This is a genomic window from Tenacibaculum profundi (genome assembly GCF_057162725.1).
Map to the genome: position 1 here is coordinate 637,871 of NZ_CM169894.1, position 24,810 is coordinate 662,680.

At 28.8% G+C, this 24,810-nt stretch carries 19 protein-coding genes; 14 read left to right on the forward strand and 5 right to left on the reverse strand.

Annotated elements, in window-relative coordinates; translation table 11 throughout:
* The first annotated feature begins 3 nt into the window (after nt 1–3).
* The 4 genes from AC2GW8_RS02555 to AC2GW8_RS02570 all read left to right on the forward strand — a co-directional run bounded on the left by AC2GW8_RS02555 (nt 4) and on the right by AC2GW8_RS02570 (nt 4,245).
* A complete protein-coding gene (locus AC2GW8_RS02555; RefSeq protein WP_440881231.1) occupies nt 4–783 on the forward strand; it encodes a TerC family protein in 780 nt (259 codons plus the stop codon).
* Between the two features lie 113 nt (nt 784–896).
* Nucleotides 897–1,211 (forward strand): hypothetical protein, encoded by a 315-nt coding sequence (locus AC2GW8_RS02560; RefSeq protein WP_440881232.1) that lies wholly within the window; start codon nt 897–899, stop codon nt 1,209–1,211.
* Nucleotides 1,212–1,255: 44 nt separating this feature from the next.
* Nucleotides 1,256–3,658: a TonB-dependent receptor gene (locus AC2GW8_RS02565; RefSeq protein WP_440881233.1), complete on the forward strand. Its 2,403-nt coding sequence runs from the start codon at nt 1,256–1,258 to the stop codon at nt 3,656–3,658.
* Nucleotides 3,659–3,675: 17 nt separating this feature from the next.
* Nucleotides 3,676–4,245, forward strand: coding sequence for a type 1 periplasmic binding fold superfamily protein (locus tag AC2GW8_RS02570; RefSeq protein ID WP_440881234.1), 570 nt, complete (start codon nt 3,676–3,678; stop codon nt 4,243–4,245).
* A gap of 89 nt (nt 4,246–4,334) precedes the next feature.
* Here the strand turns inward: AC2GW8_RS02570 and AC2GW8_RS02575 are convergent, their stop codons facing one another.
* Both AC2GW8_RS02575 and priA read right to left on the reverse strand, forming a co-directional pair.
* Nucleotides 4,335–4,490: a hypothetical protein gene (locus AC2GW8_RS02575; protein ID WP_440881235.1), complete on the reverse strand. Its 156-nt coding sequence runs from the start codon at nt 4,488–4,490 to the stop codon at nt 4,335–4,337.
* A gap of 409 nt (nt 4,491–4,899) precedes the next feature.
* Complete coding sequence (gene priA, locus AC2GW8_RS02580; protein ID WP_483855387.1) at nt 4,900–7,341, reverse strand: replication restart helicase PriA; 2,442 nt, start codon at nt 7,339–7,341, stop codon at nt 4,900–4,902.
* Between the two features lie 483 nt (nt 7,342–7,824).
* Here priA and AC2GW8_RS02585 point away from each other — a divergent pair, with 483 nt between their 5' ends.
* Nucleotides 7,825–8,163 (forward strand): hypothetical protein, encoded by a 339-nt coding sequence (locus tag AC2GW8_RS02585; protein WP_440881237.1) that lies wholly within the window; start codon nt 7,825–7,827, stop codon nt 8,161–8,163.
* Nucleotides 8,164–8,210: 47 nt separating this feature from the next.
* Here the strand turns inward: AC2GW8_RS02585 and AC2GW8_RS02590 are convergent, their stop codons facing one another.
* Nucleotides 8,211–8,756 (reverse strand): TlpA family protein disulfide reductase, encoded by a 546-nt coding sequence (locus AC2GW8_RS02590; protein ID WP_440881238.1) that lies wholly within the window; start codon nt 8,754–8,756, stop codon nt 8,211–8,213.
* Nucleotides 8,757–8,941: 185 nt separating this feature from the next.
* On the opposite strand from AC2GW8_RS02590, the gene gcvT reads away from it, so the two are divergent.
* Complete coding sequence (gcvT, locus tag AC2GW8_RS02595; RefSeq protein WP_440881239.1) at nt 8,942–10,024, forward strand: glycine cleavage system aminomethyltransferase GcvT; 1,083 nt, start codon at nt 8,942–8,944, stop codon at nt 10,022–10,024.
* 64 nt (nt 10,025–10,088) lie between these two features.
* Here the strand turns inward: gcvT and AC2GW8_RS02600 are convergent, their stop codons facing one another.
* Nucleotides 10,089–11,579 (reverse strand): pyridoxal phosphate-dependent decarboxylase family protein, encoded by a 1,491-nt coding sequence (locus AC2GW8_RS02600; RefSeq protein ID WP_440881240.1) that lies wholly within the window; start codon nt 11,577–11,579, stop codon nt 10,089–10,091.
* 138 nt (nt 11,580–11,717) lie between these two features.
* Here AC2GW8_RS02600 and AC2GW8_RS02605 point away from each other — a divergent pair, with 138 nt between their 5' ends.
* The 5 genes from AC2GW8_RS02605 (at nt 11,718) to AC2GW8_RS02625 (ending at nt 19,466) form a co-directional block, all read left to right on the forward strand.
* Nucleotides 11,718–13,364, forward strand: a complete 1,647-nt coding sequence (locus AC2GW8_RS02605; protein ID WP_440881241.1) for an OstA-like protein — start codon at nt 11,718–11,720, stop codon at nt 13,362–13,364.
* Between the two features lie 5 nt (nt 13,365–13,369).
* Nucleotides 13,370–14,551: an aspartate aminotransferase family protein gene (locus AC2GW8_RS02610; RefSeq protein ID WP_440881242.1), complete on the forward strand. Its 1,182-nt coding sequence runs from the start codon at nt 13,370–13,372 to the stop codon at nt 14,549–14,551.
* A gap of 334 nt (nt 14,552–14,885) precedes the next feature.
* Nucleotides 14,886–16,658 (forward strand): AMP-dependent synthetase/ligase, encoded by a 1,773-nt coding sequence (locus AC2GW8_RS02615; protein ID WP_440881243.1) that lies wholly within the window; start codon nt 14,886–14,888, stop codon nt 16,656–16,658.
* A gap of 64 nt (nt 16,659–16,722) precedes the next feature.
* Entirely contained in the window at nt 16,723–18,336 is a 1,614-nt protein-coding gene (locus AC2GW8_RS02620) for an RluA family pseudouridine synthase (RefSeq protein WP_440881244.1), read from the forward strand.
* A gap of 404 nt (nt 18,337–18,740) precedes the next feature.
* Complete coding sequence (locus AC2GW8_RS02625) at nt 18,741–19,466, forward strand: SDR family NAD(P)-dependent oxidoreductase (protein WP_440881245.1); 726 nt, start codon at nt 18,741–18,743, stop codon at nt 19,464–19,466.
* A gap of 6 nt (nt 19,467–19,472) precedes the next feature.
* On the opposite strand, the gene AC2GW8_RS02630 is transcribed toward AC2GW8_RS02625, so the two are convergent.
* Complete coding sequence (locus AC2GW8_RS02630) at nt 19,473–20,216, reverse strand: LytR/AlgR family response regulator transcription factor (RefSeq protein WP_440881246.1); 744 nt, start codon at nt 20,214–20,216, stop codon at nt 19,473–19,475.
* 655 nt (nt 20,217–20,871) lie between these two features.
* Between AC2GW8_RS02630 and AC2GW8_RS02635 the strand changes: the two genes are divergently transcribed.
* The 3 genes from AC2GW8_RS02635 (at nt 20,872) to AC2GW8_RS02645 (ending at nt 24,809) form a co-directional block, all read left to right on the forward strand.
* On the forward strand, nt 20,872–21,471 hold the full coding sequence (locus AC2GW8_RS02635) for a hypothetical protein (protein ID WP_440881247.1): 600 nt from the start codon (nt 20,872–20,874) through the stop codon (nt 21,469–21,471).
* 642 nt (nt 21,472–22,113) lie between these two features.
* Nucleotides 22,114–23,358, forward strand: a complete 1,245-nt coding sequence (locus tag AC2GW8_RS02640; RefSeq protein ID WP_440881248.1) for an FAD-dependent oxidoreductase — start codon at nt 22,114–22,116, stop codon at nt 23,356–23,358.
* 155 nt (nt 23,359–23,513) lie between these two features.
* Complete coding sequence (locus AC2GW8_RS02645) at nt 23,514–24,809, forward strand: DASH family cryptochrome (RefSeq protein WP_440881249.1); 1,296 nt, start codon at nt 23,514–23,516, stop codon at nt 24,807–24,809.
* Nucleotide 24,810: the final 1 nt, after the last annotated feature.

Below are 24,810 nucleotides of genomic sequence, written 5' to 3' on the forward strand. Positions count from 1 at the left end.
ACTATGGAAATATTCTTACAAGCAGATACTTGGGGGGCACTCATAACATTAACGTTTTTAGAAATTGTGTTAGGTATTGATAATATTATTTTTATATCTATCGCCGCAAACAAACTTCCTGAAAACGAACAGAAAAAAGCAACCAATATTGGACTTCTATTGGCCATGGTACTTCGTGTGGTTTTATTATTTGGAATTTCATTACTAATTGCCATGAACGCTCCTTTTTTCCATATTGACTGGTCTTGGTTTAAAGCTGGTTTTACAGGACAAAGTTTAATTTTATTTGCGGGAGGATTATTTCTTTTGTACAAAAGCACCAAAGAAATTCATCATAAAGTTGATGGGATAGAAGCGTCTACAGGTGATGAAAATTCTAAAAAGAAATATACGATAAGTCAAGCAATAATTCAAATCACATTAATTAATATCGTATTTTCTTTCGACTCAATATTAACCGCAGTTGGTATGACAAATGGTATAGAAGGAGCGATGATTATTATGATCACTTCAGTCATACTATCGATGATTATCATGATGTTATTTGCAAATCCAGTAGGAAAATTTGTAAATAAGCATCCATCAATTCAAATGCTAGGATTGGCCTTCTTAATACTTATTGGCTTCATGTTAATTGCGGAAGGAGCTCATCTTTCCCATGCAAAACTTTTTGGTCAGGAAGTAGGAGCTATTCCGAAAGGATATTTATATTTTGCCATCACCTTTTCCCTAATCGTTGAAATGTTAAATATGCAAATTAGAAAAAAGAAAAAAAGTAATTAACCGTGTATTTTTTTAGGTCATTAATAGTGTCTATTTAAAGTATAATTAAATCATAAATAAAGCCTTAACATATTATTTTGTTAAGGTTTCTTTTTTTTACTTATTTTTGACGCGTGTTAAAAATAAAGGAACACATATTAATTTTATTCATAGTTGTATTACTGTTACCTTCAGTTATACAATTATTTCATTCGTTTGAAAGCCATATACACAATATTTGTTCTGCAGTTGACGAACATCACTTTCACGAACAAGAACAAAGTTGTTCTCAATGGCATTTTCAATTAGAAATATTTCATTATGAAAATTTGAGAAAATTCACTTCAATTTTCGTAAAACCTGATCTACTTCCTATTGAAAACCCAAGTAGTATATTTACTTTAGACAATAATAAAAAGTCTTCAAGAGCACCTCCCTTCACGTTATAATTATTTTAAATCTGTATATAATTATAAATACAATAACTAAATAAATGAATTTAAAAAGCATTTCTTTGTTGCTTTTAGTACTAAACTCTTTGTCTGTATTAATTGCTCAAGAATGTAAGCTTGTTTTTTCTGGTTTTGTAGAAGATTTTCATGATAAATCTCCTATAGTCGGTGCTACCATTTTTGTAAAAAATTTAAATAAGTATACGACTACCGATACAGAAGGTAAGTTTACATTAAAAAATATCTGCCCAGGTACTATAACTGTACATGTATCGCATGTTGCATGTGACCCTCAAGAATTTCATTTTGAAGTGAGTAGTGATATTTTTAAAATTATTGATCTAGAACATCACATAGAACAACTAAATGAAATAAGTATTAAAGGGAACCTTGGTCTAAAAACCAAAACTTCCCAAGAAACTTTGTTGAGTAGTAAAGAACTGGAAAACTTTAGTAATGCAAATTTAGGAGATGCAATAAAAAAGGTATCTGGTGTATCCTCTATAAATACTGGAAATTCAATAGTAAAGCCAATAATCAATGGTTTACACAGTAGCAGGGTTTTGATATCTTTTAACAATGTTAGACTGCAAGATCAAGAATGGGGTATAGAACATGCGCCTAATATTGATATCAATGCTGCTGGATCAATATCGGTTATTAAAGGAGCTAATGCTCTTCAATATGGAGGTGACGCTATAGGTGGTACAGTTATCATTAATCCAAAAAGAAACTTTAGTAAAGATAGTTTATTTGGGAAAACAATTGTTTCACAACAAACAAATGGTCGTCTTTTTTCTGTTAGTTCAAGTGTTAATAAAAATTACTCCTCAGGCTGGTTTGCTAATGGTCAAACCAGTTACAAAAGAGCTGGTGATTTTAGAGCACCAAATTACAATCTTACAAACACAGGAATAAACTCGAAATCTTTTAGTTTTAATAGTGGTTACAAGAAATTTGATAAAGGTTTTGAAGCGTTTTACAGCTACATTGCAAATACTATCGGAATTTTACGTTCTTCTCATATAGGAAATGTAACCGATTTGGTAAACGCTATAAAAACTCCAAAACCAAGCATAATAAAGGATTTTGATTACGACATTCATAATCCTAAGCAAAATGTTACACATCAACTTTTAAAAGTAGCTGCTTACAAGCGATTTAAAGGCTTTGGAAAGGTTTCTTTTCAATATGACTATCAACGAAATAAAAGATTAGAATTTGATGTACGCCGTGGAGGAAGAAGTGATAAAGCTGCCCTAGATTTATTATTACAAACCCATTCAGCAAAGTTAGATTTTCTTTTAGATTCTAATTCTGAGAGCATTTATAAATTTGGTGTTAACATTGGAACTCAAAATAATTTTCCAAAAGTTACAGGAGTAAGAAGGTTAATTCCTGATTATGATCACCATTATATTGGTGCATACACTATTGGTAATTTTAAATTCGAAAAAATATTTTTAGAACTAGGTTTACGCTATGACTTTGATCATGTAAATGCAAAAAAATATTATAAAAATTCTTTTTGGTCAGAAAAAAACTATCCAGAAGATTTTGGACATACCGTATTGTTAAGTAACATCAATGGCGGACAACTATTAGCCAATCCAAAATTTAACTATAACAATATTTCAGGTTCTATTGGAATGATTTATTCTTTAAATTCAAACCATTCAATTACACTAAACTATGGTTTATCTAATAGAGCTCCAAATCCTTCTGAATTATTTAGTGATGGCTTACATCACTCTGCTGCAAGAATTGAACTAGGAGATTTACGTATAAAACAGGAAACTTCAAACAGAATTTCGACAACATATCAATATACTAAAAAAAATATGGATTTCACGTTTGAATCATTTTATAATCATATTACGGATTTTATTTATATGGAGCCGTCGGGTATTGAAGCAACTTTAAGGGGTGCTTTTCCCGTCTGGAGTCACAAGCAAATTAATGCACAACTTTTTGGTTTTGATACAAATTTAAATTATCAATTAACCAATACTATTTTATTTAACAATAAAATATCGTTTTTAAGAGGTTCAGATTTATCTACTAAAAGACCTTTAATAGATATCCCTCCTTTTAAAACCTCAACAACTTTATTTTTCAAAAAAGAAAACTGGAAAAATTTCTATGCTTCTTTAGAAAGTGAGTTTAATGCCGAACAAACACAATTCCCTAATAATAATTTTGAAGTATATATACCAACTACTTCAAGCTATGAATTAGTGGACATAAGCTCGCCTCCATCTTCGTATCATTTATTAAATTTCTCTTCAGGAATTGATTTCAACCTATCTAAAACAACGGTTGAACTCAATTTTACCATTGATAATATTTTCAATACATCATATAGAAATTATTTGAATAGATTAAGGTATTTCTCAGATGACATAGGAAGAAATTTCCGATTACAATTAAAATTTAATTATTAATCAAAAACATATTAATTATGAAACATATTAAATTATTAGCCATATTATTCATATCAACGTTAACTTTCACAGCCTGTTCAGATGATGATGAAACAACTCCAGAACCAGAACATGAAGAAGAACTTATTACAACAATGAAAATTGAACTAACTCCAGAATCTGGCAATGGTACAGTTATTTTTACAAGTACAGATTTAGACGGTGATGGTGGAGAAGATCCTAAAATAGTTGCTCCAAATTTAGCAGCAAACACAACTTACAAAGGCTCAATAACACTATTAAATGAAAATGAAAGCCCTGCCGATAACATTACAGATGAGGTTAAAGAAGAAGCCGAAGAACATCAATTTTTCTATATTGTAAAGGATCTAAATAGTACTTTTACCTATACTGGTCAAAAGGATGCTAATAATAATCCAATAGGAATTGATTTCGAATTAAAAACAGGTAATGCAGGAACTGGCTCTTATACTTTTATCTTAAGACATGAACCAAATAAAACAGCTGATGGTGTTTCTAATAATGATATTACCAATGCTGGAGGTGAAACAGATATTGAAGCAGTATTTGGTGTTACTATTGAATAAATAGTTTATAAACTTTTTATTAAAAAAGGCTCGATCTGATACGAATCGAGCCTTTTGTTATTTGTAAAGGTAATTACTTTTTTATTATATCAGCTTAAGAATACACAACCGAAATCTCTAATCATAAAAACCTGGTTGAATAATGCTTCATTAGAGACTATAGGTATTTCAATCAACATATAATTTTGTGTTGCTTCAAATCCATTTTTGTTAACTAGCTTTATTTTAATGACTTCTGTTTTCATATGTATAAGCTTTGATTATACTGCAAATTACTTAGTAATTCTAATGGTATATTCCGCTTTTAGCTCAAACTCTATTAAGTTTCTATAAATGTGCTTAATCGACAGTTAAAATGAATATGATATTAGATAAAAAACCCACTCAAAATTTGAGTGGGAAAATTGCTATGAAAAAGAAAGTCTAAGGACGTCTCCAAAGACTTTACAAATATACATAAATATATTTTATACTAAAAAACAAACTTTATTTATTTCATAAAAAACACAGATTCGTAAAACTTAATAAGCACTCGTTTATTAAACAGTACGAAAAAAGAAATAAATATTCCTGAGCACGAATACTTAATTTTATACTTTTTTATTTAAATTAACAAAACAATGCAACTTAAATATAATAATCGTCCCAATAAATTTAATATGCGTCTACATCAATAATAAAGCGAATAGATCGGTAATCTTTGACTGCTTCAAATACTTCCATTATTTTTTGTATTTGTTTCTTAGTTTTCAATAAAGATTGTTTCGGTGGTACTTTAAGAGTTAAATTCTTAATATACTGATTTCTTACTCTTGATACAACTGGCTCAGTAGGTCCCATAACATTACTACCAAAAGAGTTCCTTAAAGCTTTTGCCAACCAATTTATACCTGAATCTACCTTTAAATAATCTCTATGTTTTAATGTTATTTTTATAATTCTATAGTATGGAGGGTAGTTAAATTGCCATCGATCTTGGAGCTGTTCTTTATACATTTCTACATAACTATTAGTGGATACCTGTTGTAAAATTTGATGGTATGGATTGTAGGTCTGAATAGCTACTGCTCCTCGTTTTTTTGATCTCCCAGATCTTCCTGATACTTGTACAAGCAGTTGGTAAGCGCGTTCATGAGCCCTAAAATCAGGAAAATTTAACATAGAATCTGCATTCATAACACCTACTAGTGAAACATTCTTAAAATCTAATCCTTTAGAAAGCATTTGCGTTCCTACTAGAACATCTATTTCTTGAGCTTCGAAAGCTCTTATTATTTTTTGATACCCGTTTTTACCTCTGGTAGTATCTAAATCCATTCTACCAATATTAATATCGGGAAAAAGTTCTTTTAATTCTAGTTCGATTTGTTCTGTACCAAAACCTTTAGAATCTAAAGTACTGCCTCCGCAAGCATCACAAGCATTTGGCATAGCTCTATAATAACTGCAATAATGACACTTCAACTCTTTTCTATATTTATGATAAGTTAAACTAACATCACAGTTAGGACACTGAGGAGATACTCCACAAGTAGTGCATTCTACAACTGGAGAAAAACCTCTTCTATTCTGAAATAATATGATTTGTTCTTTCTCATTTAGTGCTTCATTAATCATTTGAATTAAACGATCTGAAAAATGCCCCTTCATTCGTTTTTTCTTGTATTTTTCTTTAAGATCAATCAACTCTATATTAGGTAATTGAATATTTCCAAAACGTTTATTTAAGTGTATAAAACCATATTTTTTTTCAGAAGCATTATAGAAGCTTTCTAATGAAGGAGTTGCTGAACCTAATAAAACCTTTGCCTGATGTTGATGACCAAGTACTACAGCAGTATCTCTCGCGTTATATCTCGGAGCAGGGTCAAATTGCTTATATGAATTTTCGTGTTCTTCATCAACAATTATAAGTCCTAAATCGGAAAATGGTAAAAAGACAGACGATCGAGCACCCAGAACGAGTTGTGCCTTTGTTTTACTATTTAAAACATTATTCCAAACCTCTACTCTTTCATTCATAGAATATTTTGAGTGAAATACTGATAAATAATCTCCGAAATATATTTCAAGTCGGGAAATTATTTGTGTAGTTAAAGCTATTTCAGGTAATAAAAATAAGACTTGCTTTCCTTTATCTAAAAATTCTTTAATTAATTTCACATATATCTCTGTTTTTCCAGAGCCTGTTACACCATTTAATAGCGAGACTGAATACTTTTCGAAAGACTGTTTAACCTGTAAAAACGCCTTTTCTTGATGTTCATTTAAGACTTTTAAATCACTAACCTCCCCTTTAAAACTAACTCTATCCTGCTGTAAATGGTAAAACTCAAATATGTTTTTTGAAATTAATGTATTTAATACAGATAAAGAAATGTTAGCCTTATCCTGTAATTCTTTTACTTTAACTTGTTTCGAATTACTTGCTAATTGAAAATAGAGAAGTACTGCTTCTCGTTGCTTTTTAGATCTAGATAGCTTTTCTAATAAAGTTTTTAATTCGTCAGTATTATTAAACTTATCTTTTAGTTTTATATATCTAATTAATTTTGGTTTATATACTTCATAAATTTTTTCTTTTATATGAACGGCATTTTTCTGAATAAGTTCATCGATGATGGGAAGTACCTTCTTCTTATCTAAGATATCGCAAACTTGATTTATTGTAAGTTGTGAATGATTTTGTAATGCCTCAAAAATTAAAAAAGCATCATCTCCTAGTTCAAGATCATTCTTAAAAGCATCATTCTTAAAAATAATCGTTTCACTTTCCAAAAGAAAAGCTGAAGGCAATGCAGCTCTGTATACATCTCCTAAGGCACACATGTAGTAATTCGATATCCATTCCCAATGTTTAATCTGCTGTTGGTTAACAACTGGAGCTTCATCTAATATTTGATGAATATCTTTTGCAACATATAAAACTGGAGATTTTTTATGAATATTAAATACTAAAGCCGTATAAATCTTATTTTTTCCAAATGGAACTGCAACACGCATTCCTGTTTTAAGGTACTTTGATTCAGCTTCTGTTATTGCGTAGGTATAAGTTTTTCGCAAAGGTATGGGTAATATTACATCTATAAAATGGATAAAATATAATTTTTAAAAATTCAAAATTACAACAAATTCATAATATTTAAGCACCTTTTACAAATAGCTAAAACTATTTTAATTTAATTAAATAAACCTAATGAGTACATATTTTCTTGATTTTAACATGGGAATAATCCAACTACTTTTATGGTAATAATTGTAAAACTACAATTATTTAGATGTATATAAACAAGTTAAAAGAATGATCTATCATTAAAATATTTGTTGTACTTCTGTTTTTTTGTTTAATATATTTTAATTAAAATGAAAACATATTTTATACCAGATAAAAAATTAAGATTTATTTAAAATTAAGAATTCCTAAAAACCCTTAATGTTATTAAATACATAAAAAAATAGTTAAAAAAAAGACTTGAAATGACTCTTTATTAAAAAATTGTTAATAATATTGATAATTACGCATTTAACTAATTATACTTTGTATATTTGCAGTGTAATAAAAAATCAAAAAAAGTAATCATGAAATCATTATTTAATTCCCTATTAATTACAGTTGTTTTATTTCTTTCTGTAGGTACTTTTGCTAATGATAATTTACCTAAAGCAACAAGTGTATTACATTCAGAAATAGTTGAATTAATTGGGAAGAGAGTACCAATGGAATCAAAAGAAAACTTATTAGTTCGTGTTTCTTTTGTTCTAAATAATCAAAATGAACTAGTTATTCTAGATGTCATTTCAAAAGACGATGATTTGAACTCTTACATAAAAAATAAATTAAATTACAAAAAACTTTCTACTAAAATAGAAGGAAAAAACCAAGAGATTTATACACTACCTATAAAGGTTAATCAATAAATCATTTTAATTATTGAATAAAAAAGAGGCTTTTTAAGCCTCTTTTTTTAATAAGTTAGTTTTTCCAGCAACTTTCTTATTTCTAATGAATTCCAATTCGCCGCTCCATTTTTAGACACTACTATTTCTCCCAAAGAATTAATGATATATGTCTGAGGAATAGAAGAAGATTTTAATGCTTCAGGCACCGACGATTCCCATCCATAAGTAGGTAAATTATAACCTTTATTTTTATAAAACTGATCAACATCACTCCAGTTTTCATTGGTAACAAAAATAAAGTTAATTTTATTTTTATAATCATCATAAAGCTTTTGCATACTAGATAATTCTGCTCTGCAAGGAGGGCACCAAGTAGCCCAAAAATTAATTAAAAAAACATTATTTCTTAATTCTTTTCCCTGGATAGACTTTGTATTTAAACCTTTTAACGACCAATTATAATCAGAAAGCACTTCCCTATCAACTTGTTCTATCACTGATGGCGAAAAAGATACTAATCGTATTATGAACTCTTTTGAAGGAGGGTACAACATGGCTCCCACAAGAACTAACATTAGGCTATTTGAAATTATTTTTTTTGAAAACATCATTACTTTATTCGATTTTAAAAATACAATAAATTTTATTTAATGTTCATAGGATAATAGTTTTGTCTACTTTTCAATTCAATACTTACTTTCTTTTTAGTTGATAAAAATATTCAACAACTTCAAAGAATTTGTTTCTCATATTTTAGCTACTTTAGCTTAAAATAAAACAAACTTAATTCTAAACAATGAAAAATATAGCATTAACACACATTCATGAGTCTTTAGGAGCTAAAATTGTTCCTTTTGCGGGTTTCAATATGCCTGTACAGTACGAAGGTGTGAATATTGAGCACGAAACTGTAAGAAATGGGGTTGGAGTTTTTGACGTGAGCCATATGGGTGAATTTTTCTTGAAAGGTGAAAACGCCTTAGCTTTAATTCAAAAAATAACATCAAACGATGCTTCAAAACTAACACCTGGAAAAGCCCAATATAGTTGTATGCCTAATGATAATGGTGGTATTGTTGATGACTTAATTATTTATATGATTAGTGATGATGAGTACATGCTAGTAGTGAATGCTTCTAATATTGAAAAAGACTGGAATTGGATTTCTAAATTTAATGATTTAGATGTTGAAATGGAAAACCGTTCTGATGATTGGTCTTTATTGGCTATACAAGGTCCTAAGGCGGTTGAGGCAATGCAATCTCTTACTTCAGTAAATCTTTCCACTATTAAATTCTATACTTTTGAAATAACTGATTTTGCTGGGCTACCTAATGTAATTGTTTCAGCAACAGGATATACTGGATCTGGAGGATTTGAAATTTATGTTAAAAATGAAAACGTAGAAGCTGTATGGAAAAGCGTTTTTGAAGCTGGAATGAAATGGGGTATTAAACCAATAGGTTTAGCTGCTCGAGATACTTTACGTTTAGAAATGGGCTATTGTTTGTATGGTAATGACATAGATGATAGTACCTCTCCAATTGAAGCTGGTCTTGGATGGATAACAAAATTTAATAAAGATTTTGTAAACGCTGAAACACTAAAAAAGCAAAAGGAAGAAGGAGTCTCGCGCAAATTAATTGCTTTTGAATTAACAGAGCGTGGTATACCTCGACAAGGTTATGATATAGTTAACTCTGAGGGACAAATAATAGGTAATGTTACTTCTGGAACTATGAGCCCTTCTTTAAATAAAGGAATTGGTTTAGGTTATGTAAAAATTGACTACACTAAAATTGATAGTAAAATCTTTATCCAAATTCGTAAAAAACAGGTAGCAGCAAAAGTTATAAAACTTCCATTTTACAAGAAATAAGTCTTATTTTACCATAAAAAAGCAAACAGCAGTTGGGGCGTCTCCAACTGCTGTTTACTTTTGATTAGAGTTTATCTCTTAAGTTTTTAGAAAATTCTTTTCTAATATTAGCTTTATTTAAAAACGTCTTTTTTTCTAAAATTTCTTCAGCAAAAGAATTAGATAAAAGTAACGTAGACTCAACGTCTTCAAATGTTGTTTTAGGGTTAATCAAACACATTCTTAGGACAACTTGTTTATTTAAAACAGTAGTCACAAATAAAGCTTCACCAGATGTCATAATTTTTTCTGATATTTTCTGATTAAGTAAATCAACTTCTTGTTCCGTTAAATTTAATCCTATAGGATTATATCTAAAATTTATAACAGCTAAAGTTGCAGGTGATATAATTTCCCAATTTCTACTTTTACGTAATAATTTTTCTACATTCTCAGCTAGCTTAATACCATAATCAACTGCTTTTTTAAAAACATCAAGACCATATGTTTTTATGGACATATAAAATTTTAAAGCTCTAAAACGACGCGTCAACTGAATTCCATAATCGTAAAAATTTATTTCAGATTCATTTCCTTCAATATCTCTTAAATACTCTGGACTCTCACTAAAAGTATTGCTTAACCATGACGCATCTTTTACCAAGAGACAACCTATTTCATAAGGTTGGAAAAACCACTTATGGGGATCCACAGTTAAAGAATCTGCTCTCTCAATACCCTTCAAAATTTCTTTTCCATTTTCTGCTAAAATCGCTGCCCCTCCATAAGCTCCGTCAACATGCATCCAAATTCCCTCTTCTTCACAAATATCAGCAATATCATTTAATGGATCTACAGTACCTGTATTTGTGCTTCCAGCAGTTGCTATGAAACAAAATGGCTGTAACCCTTCTAGTTTATCTTTTGCAATTGCATTTTTTAATTTATTAATACTTATTCTAAACTCAATGTCTGTTGGTAGAACCCTGATTTGTTCTTTTCTAAAACCTAAAACACGAATTGCCTTAATATTTGAAGAATGAGCTTGGTCAGATAAATAAATTATGGCTTTTGAAAAATCATCGCCACATTTAATTCTTCTGGCTGTTACTAAGGCTGTTAAATTAGCCATTGAACCTCCACTTGTAAATACTCCTCTTCCTTCATTTACAGGGAAATTAAACATTTTTAACAACCAATTGGTTGTTACAATTTCTATTTCAGCAGCTGCAGGTGATACAATCCAACCTCCTGAAAAAATATTAAAACCTGTTGCCAAACTATCTGCCATAGTACTTATGAAATTACTAGGTCCTGGGACAAAAGAATAGGCTTTGGGGTGTGTAGTTACCACACTATTTGCTATGACATTTTCCATAACAAACTCAAGAACCTTCTCTGCATCCATACCCTTTTCCGGAGCCTCCTGTAAAAAAACATCATCCATTTCTTTTCTAGTAGCTCGAATAACTGGTTTTTTTTTGTCAAAAGTATCCCAATGGTCAACGATTAAATCGACAATTTTATATCCGTACGACTGCATTTCTTCTTTTGATAAATCAAAATGAGCGCTCATATTTCTAAAAATTTTATAATTATTTCAAAAATAACATAATTAACAACCAATTCCTTGAGTATTCAAACATATTTTACCTAATTCTTAATAAATTTGACTTATGTTTTTCATTATTTTTGTTGTCTAAATTATTTTATTTTGAAAAGACTTATTGTTCTATTTCTTTTACTCTATTCTGTTGATAATTTTTCACAGACAAAGAAAATTAAAGTTCTATCTAGTGAATACTCAGAGACTGACGAAAATAAATACCCAGGAGCTACTGTTTTACTTGGTAATGTAAAAATTGCTCACGAAGGAGCTACACTGGAGTGCAAGCAAGCTTTGCTTTACAAAAAGAAAAATTTATTTAAAGCTGCTGGTGAAGTTATTATAGAGCAAGGCGATAGCATCACTCAGTATAGTGACTTTGCTTTATATAACGGAGATACAAAAAAAGCAACTTCATGGGGGAATGTGGAGGTTAATGATAAGGAAATGAAAATGAGTACTGATACTTTATATTTTGACAGAAAAGAACAAGTACTATTTTACAAAAGCGGAGGAATAATAAATGATAAGGAAAACACCTTAAAAAGTAAGGTAGGAACATACTATCTCGAAAAGAAAAAATTTTCAGCAAAATCCAAAGTAACTGTTCTGAATAAACAGCATTTTTTGGAATCAAATCATCTAGATTATTACACGAACTCGAATTTCGTCTACTTATATGGACCCAGCACAATAACAAATCTAAAAGATAGTACTAAAGTTTATTCAGAAAGAGGCTTTTATGACACCAATACAGAGATTTCTTACTTTGTTAAAAGAGCAAAACTTTTCTTAAAAGATAGAACAGTGGAAGCTGATAGTTTGTATTATGATAAACGAAAAGGGTTTGCCTCAGCTACGAATAAAATAAAAGTAATTGACACTATTCAAAATATGGTTACAAAAGGTAATTATGCTGAATTATTTGAAGAAAAAGATTCCTTATTTATTACAGATAAAGCTGTTGCTATCTCTGTTCATGAAAAGGATTCAATGTACATTCACGGAGATAAAATTCTTGTAACAGGTAAAAGCAAAGAACGCATAATAAGAATTTTTAATGACGTTAAAATTTTTAAATCAAACCTTCAAGGTAAGTGTGATTCAATTCATACGAGTCAAATAAGCAGTTTGACACAAATGTTCCAAAACCCCATTCTTTGGTCAGGAAAAAGTCAAATAACTGGAGATACAATCCAACTACTTTCAGATAATCAAACAAACAAGCTAGATTCTTTATTCGTTCGTAAAAATGGATTTATCATTGAAAAAGATTCTCTTGCTATTGATGATTTTAATCAAATTAAAGGTAGAGATATTTTTGGAAAATTTGATGGGAATGACTTGAGAACGATGTTAGTAAAAGGAAATGCAGAATCACTATATTTTAATAGAAGTGATAAAACTAAAAAACTGGAAACCATAACTAAAGAAATTGCTAGTGATATTGAATTTACTTTAGAAGACAATCAAATTACGCAGACAAAATATTTCAAAAAATCGGAAGGTAAAACTTTTCCTCCTTCGGAATTTCCTGTAGACAAGAAAAAATTTAACGGTTTCATATGGCGCGGTGACGAGCAACCGTTAACCATGGAAGACATTTTTTTAAATGATAAAGAAAATGGAAAAATTAAAAATCCAAAAGTTAATCTAAAAAATTCTAGAGATAATATAAATAAAGTAAAAAAACAGCTTTCTGAAGAATTTAAGAAAAAACAGAAATCAACAGATTATAAATTTTCAAAAGAATAGTTATAATGAAAGACCAATTCTTAAAACATCAAGGGCAAACTACTCCTCATCCTTTAGCTATTGAAATTTCTTATGCAAAGGGAAGTTATATATACGACAATAATGGAAACGAATTATTAGATTTCGTTGCTGGAGTTTCGGCAAATAGCCTTGGTCATAATTATCCAAAAGTTACAGAAGCCATTGAAAAACAATTAGAAAAATATTCTCATGTCATGGTATATGGTGAGTTCATTCAGAAACCTCAATTAGAACTATCAGTTGCTTTGTCAAAAACTTTACCTAATTCATTATCTTCTGTTTATTTAGTTAATTCTGGCACAGAAGCTACAGAGGGAGCTTTAAAACTTGCCAAACGCTTTACAGGACGAAGTGAAATTATTGCAGCCAAGAATTCGTACCATGGCAATACGCAAGGTGCTATGAGCGTATGTGGAATGGAAAAACAGAATCAAGCATACAGACCGCTTATTCCTGGAGTTAAATTTATTACATTTAATAATGAAATTGAATTAAGTAAAATTACAACAAAAACAGCCTGTATAATTCTAGAAACTATTCAGGGAGGTGCTGGTTTTATAGAGCCCTCTAATAACTTCTTGAAAAAAGTTAAAAAAAAATGTGAAGATGTTGGTGCTCTTTTAATTTTGGATGAAATTCAATCAGGTATCGGTAGAACAGGAAAATTTTGGGGTTTTGAAAATTATGATGTCATACCTGATATTATAATAACAGGTAAAGGCCTCGGAGGAGGAATGCCTATAGGAGCTTTTATTTCTTCTTATGAGATCATGTCATATTTAAAAGATAATCCGAAATTAGGACACATTACAACTTTTGGAGGGCATCCCGTGATTGCTGCTGCTGGATTAGCTACTATTAAGGAAATAAGTAATACTTCTCTAATTAAAGAGTCTTTAGAAAAAGAAAAAATAATCAGAGATTTTTTTAAAGGGCATAAAAAAATAAAAGAAATTAGAGGTAAAGGGTTAATGCTTGCTTTGATTGTTGAATCTTCTGATGTTGCTACTAGAGTTATCTTAGAATGTATGCAAAAAGGATTGATTCTTTTTTGGCTTTTATTTGAAGAAAAGGCAATTAGAATTACCCCCCCACTAACAATTTCAAAAGAAGAGATTCTAAAAGGTTGTAAAATTATTCTTGAAGTATTAAATAAAAACGATTAGTAAATGAACAGGCTACTTTTATATCTGATAAGTATCAAAAACAGTTTACATTGTAGAGTCGAAATCCTATTTTATTTAAATTCACTATTACTCCAATGGCACTAACTAGTTTTTAATCTTAATAGGTTTTAAATTTATTAACCTAATTATCAAAAAAAAACGATTTTTATTGTCGTTTTTTTATTTTAAAAGAATTTATTGATTAAAACTTAGTACTAAAAGTACCATTTACCCCTAAAATATTTAACTAAACACCAATAAATCAGATATTAACACATTTTTTGTACAATCGACCTATTTTTCATATTTTGCATTGCACTAAACAATTGATTATATGCCGAGCGAAATTAAACGCCTTTTTGATTTTCCTTATTACCAATTAGAAACTTACAATTTATCAAAAGCATTTACAACAAAATATAACGGTAAATGGCAATCCGTATCCACAAAAGAATACATTGAACAAGCAAATGCTATTAGTCGTGGTCTGTTACGTCTTGGAATTAAACCAGATGATAAAATTGCACTTATTTCAACAAATAATAGAACTGAATGGAATGTTTGTGACATCGGAATTCTACAAGTAGGTGCTCAGAATGTTCCTATATATCCTACAATTTCTAAAGAAGACTACGAATATGTTTTAAACCATTCTGGTTGTGTATATTGTTTTGTTTCTGATGTTGAAGTATTAGAAAAAATAAACCAAATTAAGTCAAAAACTAATTTAAAGGATGTTTTTACATTTGATGATATTGAGGGAGAAAGAAGTTGGAAAGAAGTATTAAATTTAGGTAAAGACAAAAGTAATCAAGATGAAGTAGAATTTAGAAAAAGTGCAGTAACACCAGATACTTTAGCTACTATAATTTATACCTCAGGAACAACAGGACGGCCTAAGGGGGTTATGCTTACTCATAAAAACATTGTATCAAACGTAATAAGCAGTGAAAAAAGAGTTCCTTTTGAATATGGTAAAGAAAGATCATTAAGCTTTCTACCAATATGTCATATTTTCGAAAGGATGATTTTATATTTATATCAATACTGTGGGGTTTCTGTTTACTTTGCTGAATCTATCGATCAATTAAGTGCAAATGCACAAGAAATTAAACCTAATGTCATGACAGCTGTTCCTCGACTATATGAAAAAATATATGACCGAATATACGCAAAAGGAGCTGAGTTATCTGGAATAAAAAAGAAATTATTCTTTTGGGCAATTGAATTAGGTCTAAAATATAAACCCTATAAAGCTAATGGTTGGTGGTATGAAAAGCAATTGAGTATTGCGCGTAAACTCATATTTTCGAAATGGCAAGCTGCTCTTGGTGGTGAGTTAAAACTAATGGTATCAGGTTCAGCTCCACTTCAACCAAGGTTAGCTAGAATGTTTGCAGCCGCAGGAATGCCTGTTATGGAAGGATATGGGCTTACAGAAACATCTCCTGTAATTTCTGTGAATGATCAAAGAAATGGAGGATTTAGAATAAAAACCGTAGGTAAAGTTATTAATGGTGTCGAGGTTAAGATTGCTGAAAGTGGTGAAATTTTAGTAAAAGGGCCAAACATAATGGTGGGATACTATAAAGACCCGGAAAAAACAGCTAAGGTACTAAAAGACGGATATTTTCATACAGGCGATAAAGGAGAAATTTGTGAAGATGGATTTCTTAGGATTACAGGTAGAACAAAAGAAATGTTCAAAACATCTGGCGGAAAGTATGTTATACCTACTCTATTGGAAGGAAAATTAAAGCAATCAAGATTTATTGAACAAGTTATGGTAATTGGTGAAGGTGAAAAAATGCCTGCAGCGTTAATCCAACCTAACTTTAAGTTTGTAAGAGAATGGGCTAAAAGGCATCAGATACTGCTTGGTGATAACACCAGTATTACAGACAACAAGAAGGTAATTGAGCGAATTCAGGAAGAAGTCGATGAATGTAATACCAATTTTGGTAAATGGGAACGGATCAAACGTTTTGAATTAACACCTGATGAGTGGTCTATAGATGGTGGTCACCTTACCCCTACAATGAAAATGAAAAGAAAAATAATTAAAGGTATTTATAACAATTTATATGAAAAAATTTACAGACCCTAATTTTTTTCACAATAATATATAGCGTCATTGTATATTTTATAATGGCGTTTTTTTACATCTAAAAATGAGTAAACTTCATTCTTTTACATCTGACATTAGTCATATTAAACTTCCAGATGAAATTGCATATCCACATAACTATTTTCCTCATAAAATTGCTCAAATAGCCTCAGAGGAACTTCAGGTTTATTTAAAAACGCAAAAGGCCATCAATCATATGGTAGGACTTAACTCAATTGCTGGAATCGGGAAAATGTTTGGAGTACTGGTTGTAAAAGACACTTCAGATGAGTTAATGTACTTAGCAGCTTTTTCTGGAAAAATATTAAATAGTAATCTACACCCTTATTTTGTTCCTCCAGTTTTTGATAATTTAGATCCCAACAATTTTTATGTAAAAGCAGAGGCTAAATTAAATAAATTAACAAAAGAAATTAATAAACTCTGCAAAGACAAAGAATATTTAAATATTAAACTTGACTTTGAAGATAAAAAAAAACTCAATAAAAAAATTCTTGAGCAAGAAAAAATTAAAATAAAAGAACGAAGGAAATTAAGGAAAAAAGAAAATAAAGTCGACAATCAAAAAAACTTAAATGAAGAGTTTTTTTTGAGAGAATATGAAATTTACTTAAACCAAAAATTAAAGCCATTAGAGTTAAATTATGTAGCCTTAAATGATAAAATAAACAGGCTAATTAAAAAAAGATCAAAACTTTCAGTTGATACACAAAGAAAACTATTTGAAAGTTATCTTTTTTTAAATAGCAATAATAGATCTTTAAACTTATTTGATATCTACAAAAATAATACTCAAAATATCCCTTCAGGAGCAGGAGAATGTTGTGCTCCAAAACTATTTCAATATGCTTTTTTAAATAAGCTAAAACCTATTGCTCTAGCAGAATTTTGGTGGGGTAATCCGTTATCATCTTCTGTTAGAAAACATAAACAATACTATCCTGCCTGTAAAGGAAAGTGTAGGCCTATTTTAAATCATATGTTAAAATATTTACCTATAGCTCCTAATCCTTTATTAAAAAGCCTTAATCAAATACAAACGTTAAATATCATATACGAAGATGAATATTTAATGGCAATTAATAAACCTGAGAAAATACTAAGTGTTGAAGGTAAGGAAGTGAAAAATAGTATTGAACATTTGGTAAAAAAAAACTATCCAAATTTATCGGGTCCTTTAATTGTTCATCGATTAGACATGTCTACTTCAGGAGTTTTATTAATAGCTAAAAGTAAACAAATACATAAACATTTACAGCAACAGTTCGTTCAAAAAAAAATATACAAAAAGTACGTAGCACTACTTGATGGTATCTTAAAAAAAGATAGAGGCTTAATCGATCTGCCTCTTAGAGTTGATATTGATGACAGACCAAGACAAACGATATGCTATCGTTATGGAAAAAAAGCACTGACTAAGTGGGAAAAAATATCAATTGAAAACAATGTAACCAGAGTTAACTTTTACCCTATTTCTGGACGAACACACCAGCTAAGAGTACATTCTGCTCACAAAAGTGGGTTAAATATACCAATTATTGGAGATCAACTTTACGGAAAAAGAAATAAAAGGCTTTATTTACATGCTGAGGAAATTATGTTTATACATCCTATATCTAAAGAAAAAATTAAAATTATAGCTCCTGTACCTTTTTAAATAATTATTATAGATTAAAGTAAAATCTCCTTTCTTTCGAAAGGAGATTATCCCTTAAATATTAGCAGAATGTATTGTATTTGAAATACAAATACATATGCAATATACCAAAAATAGGCCTTTTAAACACTAAGGGTTAACCCTTAAAACAAAGTAGGTGGTTTTACCAAACAAAACACCTATAAACCATTAAAAAAGCTCTCAAAAAGAGAGCTAAACTAAAAACCAATTTAAAAAATCTAATAATGAAAAAACTTTTTAATAAATTTATTTTTAAACAGCAACAAAAAACTAAAAATAAGCCACATTGCTACAAAAACCCTGATTAACAATACATTATTAACGTTCAATGTCTTTTAACTATTCATCGATCTTTAAAGTATTTTTATCATATATTTGTTTACATGGATATTGTAATTATTACTGGCGGTAGCAACGGAATTGGAAAGGCCTTAGCTCAAAAATATGCTTCAAAAAAATATAAAGTATTTTCTTTTTCAAGAAGTAAATCTGGAATAAAAAATATTACTGAAAAAATAATTGATCTGAGTGATATATTAAAATCTAAAACTCAGTTCACTTTATTTTTAAACAACTTTAACAGCAAAAAAATCAAATCGTTACACTTGATTAATAATGTAGCTCGTATAGGAACAATAGCAAATATTGAGAATATCGACTCTGGTGATATTTTAAAAAGTATTAATCTGAACATTACCCTACCAATATTACTTTCAAAATTATTTATTGAACATACAAAAGAAATTTCTTGTCAAAAGAAAATCACAAACATATCATCTGGAGCAGCAATTAAACCATACGAAGGTTGGAGTATTTATTGCGCATCTAAAGCTGCTTTAGATATGTTTACTAAAACTATTGCATCTGAACAGACTTCACTTAAAAATGGGGTAAAATGTATAGCACTTTACCCTGGTGTTGTTGATACCAATATGCAAAAAAAAATTAGGGAAACGAAAGAAATAAATTTTAGTAAATTACAGCGTTTCATTAACTTGAAAAAAAACAACGAATTATTCACTCCTTATTACGTGGCTGAAACTATATATAAAATTATAGATAATGATGAATTAAAAAATGGATCTATATTTGATATAAGGGACTTCTAAGTATATTTATCTAAAAATAATATTATCTTTAATAAATGCATGCTTATAACGCTCACTAAAAGGTATTTGATAATCCCCCTCTAGAATAATAAGATTGTCTTCAAAATAAATTTCTTTAATTTTATTGATGTTAATAATATTATTTCTATGAACTTGTCTGAAATTAGCATTGCCGATTATTTCCTTTAATTTTGATAATGATAATTTTATCAAATAACAACCATGCACGCAAGCTATATTACAATACTTTTCTTTTACCTCTACAAAAATTATTGACTCTATATCTACTTTTACAACACAATTTTTTTTCTTTATAAAAAGATACGATGGGCTTATCACGGCTCCTTTATCATGAAAACTAATACTATTCGATTGATGATATGACGCTTCAATTGCTAGTTCAAGAGAATATAAAAGTTCAAGCTCATTATAAGGCTTTAACAAATATACCATTGGATTTGTTAATTTTGCTTTATTAAAAATAGCTTTGCTTTGCATACTTGTCAAAAACAAGATAGGTATATTGGCTCTTTGTCTGTGAATACGTTTTGCTAATTCAATACCTTCTGGCTTACCTTCTATCATAATATCTAAAATTATTATATCAAAAAAGTAGTTTTGAATTTTAATTTCCGCCTCCGTTAGATTTTGAGCTCTTACTACCTCATAATCATTTTGCTCGAGAAAACAAGTCAATTGACTTGCTTCTTTATCTAAGTCTTCTAGTAAAAGTAATTTAAGTTTGGTCATAGTATAAAAATAAACTAATTTCCTTAGAAACCCAATTTTATCAGGTTTTATAGTAATTGTTAATTTTTATAATCTGATAAACTAAATATTATTTGATCATAGTATTCTGTCAATGCTGTAAACAATAAAAAGCCACATATTATTATGCGACTTTTCTTAAAAGGGGAAATAAACATACATATTCTATGTTATGCAAAATTTGTTGCAAAAGTATTTATAGCTATTTTAATTAAAGTTATGAAAACCTTAACAAAAAGCTAAATAATTAACAATAAAGCTATTCTTAGTTGATATCTAATCGTGTGTTTAAAACAATATAGGAGTCAATAATAAAATAAAAAAGGATAAGAAGTTTCTTTATTAATAAACATTCCTATCCTTACACTAAAGCTTACTACACTTAGTATAAAACTAATGGTATAAATACAATTCTATTAACTATTTAGATACTTTATCAGTTAAAGAAGATAAAAGGTAATTTATCAACGATGAATAAAAAATATTAACATATAAAGGTCAAATTAATTTCTAAATGAAAAAGTTATTACCAACATTCCTATTTCAATTTTGAATAGGTAATAATTCTTGTAAACAAGTTACTTCAATTTTAAATAATATAATTTCTATAAATTGGTATTTTCAAAAATCATGTAAATTGCAAACTCATAAACTTTCAAATAACTCTTCATCAAAAATGAAATATCTTGACTTATTTCCAATTTTCATTATTAAACTATTTTTCTTTATTTCTTGTACTCAAATTAAAAATTTAAGTATTGATGACCAATATAAAATAAATGCTATGATTGATTCGATGCAAACTTTAGATCAAAAAAATAGATATAACATAATAACTATTGAAAAAAAATATAGAGTTGATGTCAATAGTAATAACGGAAAAATTTTAACAAAAAAACTGAAAAAAGAAAAATTAGGAGTTAACTATAATTCATACAAAAGAAGTAAAGACAGTCTTCGTGAAATTTTTGAGAAAACAAATAATTTAAACACAGAACGCCTCATAGATATAACAGAAAAATATGGATATCCTAGTAGAAAACGTATTTCCAATTACACAGCTTCTGCCCTTTCTATATTTATCAACTCAAATAAAAACTATTTTTCAAAAATTAGAGAAATCATTGCAAAAGAATACAAAGCAAAAAGAATTTCAGAATACGAAAAAGACTTCATCCTTTGGCACGTAAACGGTAGAAAAACTACCCCTCCGATACGTAAAAAAAATAACAGTTAAAGGTATGTTCATAATTTTATGCTTAATTAAAAAATAAAAATGTGACTTATTAAAAAGTTTTGTGTCATAAATACAAATAAACGTTCATATTTTATTGATAAAATACGCTGAATTAATTATTTTAAACAAGTTATAAAGTGAAACATAAAGTAAACCTCATTGGATAGACCGAGGTCCCTAAAAAGAAACATTTTCCTCTTACTTAATATAATTCAAAATTAATTTCTTACACTAAATTTTTATCTTACACTAAAGCGTTGACAAAAAATAACTTATACTACAAAATATTTTACCGGATTAGGTTCAATTGAACTAAATAGTAAAATAAAAATTAGTTAATATTTTATAAAAATACCTAGTTTAATTTTTTTTGAATTAAATATTATGTGGATATTTGGTTATGCAGGCATTTTACTATTACTTTCTCTTGACACTTAAACAAATTTCCTTCATTTAATTTATTGATAATCTTTTTAAAATCAACCCCATAAGCTATCTGATAGCACATCATATTTTTTGTTTAATTTTTTTATTTACAAATTGAACATTTGTATATTTGACTTATTACATTTTAAGAGACTTTTAATTTCTGAAATATTGTAAAAATAGTATTATTTTAAAAACGTTTCGTCATCCTAAATAATGAGTAAAAAAAATAAAAAAATTTATATTATTGGTGCAGGTATTAGTGGCTTAACTGCGGCTATCTACTTAGAAGAAAAAGGTTATTCTCCTATTTTAATTGAATCATCAAATGATGTTGGAGGACGAGTAAAGACAGAAAAATATAACGGTTTTTTTCTAGACCATGGATTTCAAGTTTTATTAACTTCTTACCCCTTAGCAAAAAAATACTTAAACTATCATGATCTAAATCTACAAAAACTTATACCTGGGTCCCTTATATTAAAAAATGGATCATCTTATCTAATCGGCGATCCATTCAGGAAGTTAGATTTTCTTTTTTCTACGGTTTTTTCAGTATTGCTAACATTTAAGGACAAACTCAAAATACTAAAATTGAGAAGCATATTGAAGAAAAAATCAATAGAAAAAATTTTTGAAAGTAAAGAAACTTCAACAATGAGTTATTTGGAAAACTTTGGTTTTTCACAAAAAGCTATTCAAAACTTTTTCATTCCTTTTTTCGGAGGTGTTTTTTTAGAAAATAAACTAGAAACCTCAAGCAGAATGTTTGAGTTTACTTACAAAATGTTTGAATCTGGTGATACTGCAATTCCTAAACATGGAATTGGAGCAATAGCACAGCAATTAAAGCACCAATTAAAGAAAACAAAATTTCTTTTAAATACAGAGGTTATAAGTATTAGTGAACATCAAATACATCTTAAAGGAGGTCAAGTTTTAGATACTGATTATTCAATTATAACAATTCATCCAGGCAAATTAATTAAAAATCATTCTTTACCTTCTTCTCTATGGAAATCCTGCAAAACACTTTACTTTATAACAGAAAGTGACTTAATCAATAAACCTTTAATAGGTTTAAATGCTAATAAAAAAGGATTAATTAATAATTTATTTTTTCATACCAGTATTGAAAACAATAATGAAAGACCTGAAAAACTGTTATCTGTTACAATCACCAAAGAACATAATTTAAACTCTAACAAATTATTAATAGAAAAGGTTTCTAAAGAACTAGAAAGTTATGGAATTTGTAAAAAGGTTGAGTTTTTAAAATCTTTTGATATAAAATTTGGATTACCAACAAACTCCTCAGCAACAAACTCAATAGAAATAAACAAGTTACGATTTAGTGAAAATATTTTTTTAGCGGGAGACTACTTACTAAATGGCTCTCTAAATGCTGCTATGTACTCTGGGGAGCAGGCTGCATTGGCATTAATAAATTCAATCAGTTAAAATAATTTTAACTATAAATTATTTAAAATACGACTTTCATTAAGCTATATACCACGTTTACAATAAATTTCAAGGTTTTATCTTTTTGTTTATCTATTTAAACAAAAAGATAAACAAAACTATTATCTTTAATTTATTTTAATGATAAAATGAGTATGACATCTAGTATATCTATAATCTGGTTTACATCCAACCTAAGGACAATCGATAATCATATATTAAAAGTAGCTTGTGAAAAATATGATCGTGTTATTGGTTTTTACTGTTTTAATAAAAACGATTTTAAAAAAAATGAATTTGGTTTCAAGAAAACAGAAAAATTCAGAGCTAAATTTTTAATTGAATCTGTCAATAACTTATCCCAAAATTTAAAAAAATTAAATATCCCTTTATTTGTATTTTTTGGAGATCCTGCAGAGAAGCTCCCTAAATTTTGCAAAAATAATGATGCTACCGCCTTACTGTTTCAAAATGAATTCACTGAACAAGAAACGAAGTTAATCACAAAAATAAGCTCTAAACTCCGCAATAAAATAAGCATTCACTCTTATTTTGATCAATTTTTATTTCATCCACATGATCTAATTTTTGATATAGATAAAACACCTGAAGTTTTTAGTAGCTATCGAAAAAAAGTCGAAAAATATGTAACTGTAAAAAAATGTTCAGAAATCCAACCAAAAAATCCGAGTAATTGGATTCCTGTAACAACAAAAATTCCCAATCTTCAAACTTTGGGTTTTACTGATTTTTCTATACCTACATTTACAGCTTTTCCTTTTAAGGGAGGTGAAGATGCTGCAATGAATCGCCTGCAATATTACTTTTTTAAATCAAGAAAACTCGGATCATATAAAGAAACAAGAAATGGATTACTTGGAGTCAATTATAGTTCAAAATTTTCTCCTTGGTTGGGAAATGGAAGCATCTCTGCAAAAACATTGTACTGGGAAATAAAAAAATATGAAAAAAGATTTGGGCAAAATCAATCAACCTACTGGTTAATATTTGAACTTATTTGGCGTGATTATTTTAAATGCTTAGCATACAAACATGGAACGAATTTATTCACTTTGGGAGGAATAAAAAGAAAAAAATATAACTGGAATACAGATGAGGTATTAATTCAATCTTGGATAAATGGTCATACTTTCAACGACTTTGTAAATGCTAATATGATTGAACTAAAAAAAACTGGTTGGATGAGTAATAGAGGCAGACAAAATGTAGCTTCTTTTTTTGCGAAAGAGTTACTGTTAGATTGGCGAATTGGTGCTGCTTATTTTGAGAGTATGCTCATAGATTATGACGTACACAGTAATTACGGTAATTGGCAATATGTAGCTGGTGTTGGAAACGACCCAAGAGACCGTAAATTCGATGTGAAATGGCAATCAGAAAAATATGATGCAAACCGTAAATTTAGAAATAGGTGGTTACAATTATCCTAAT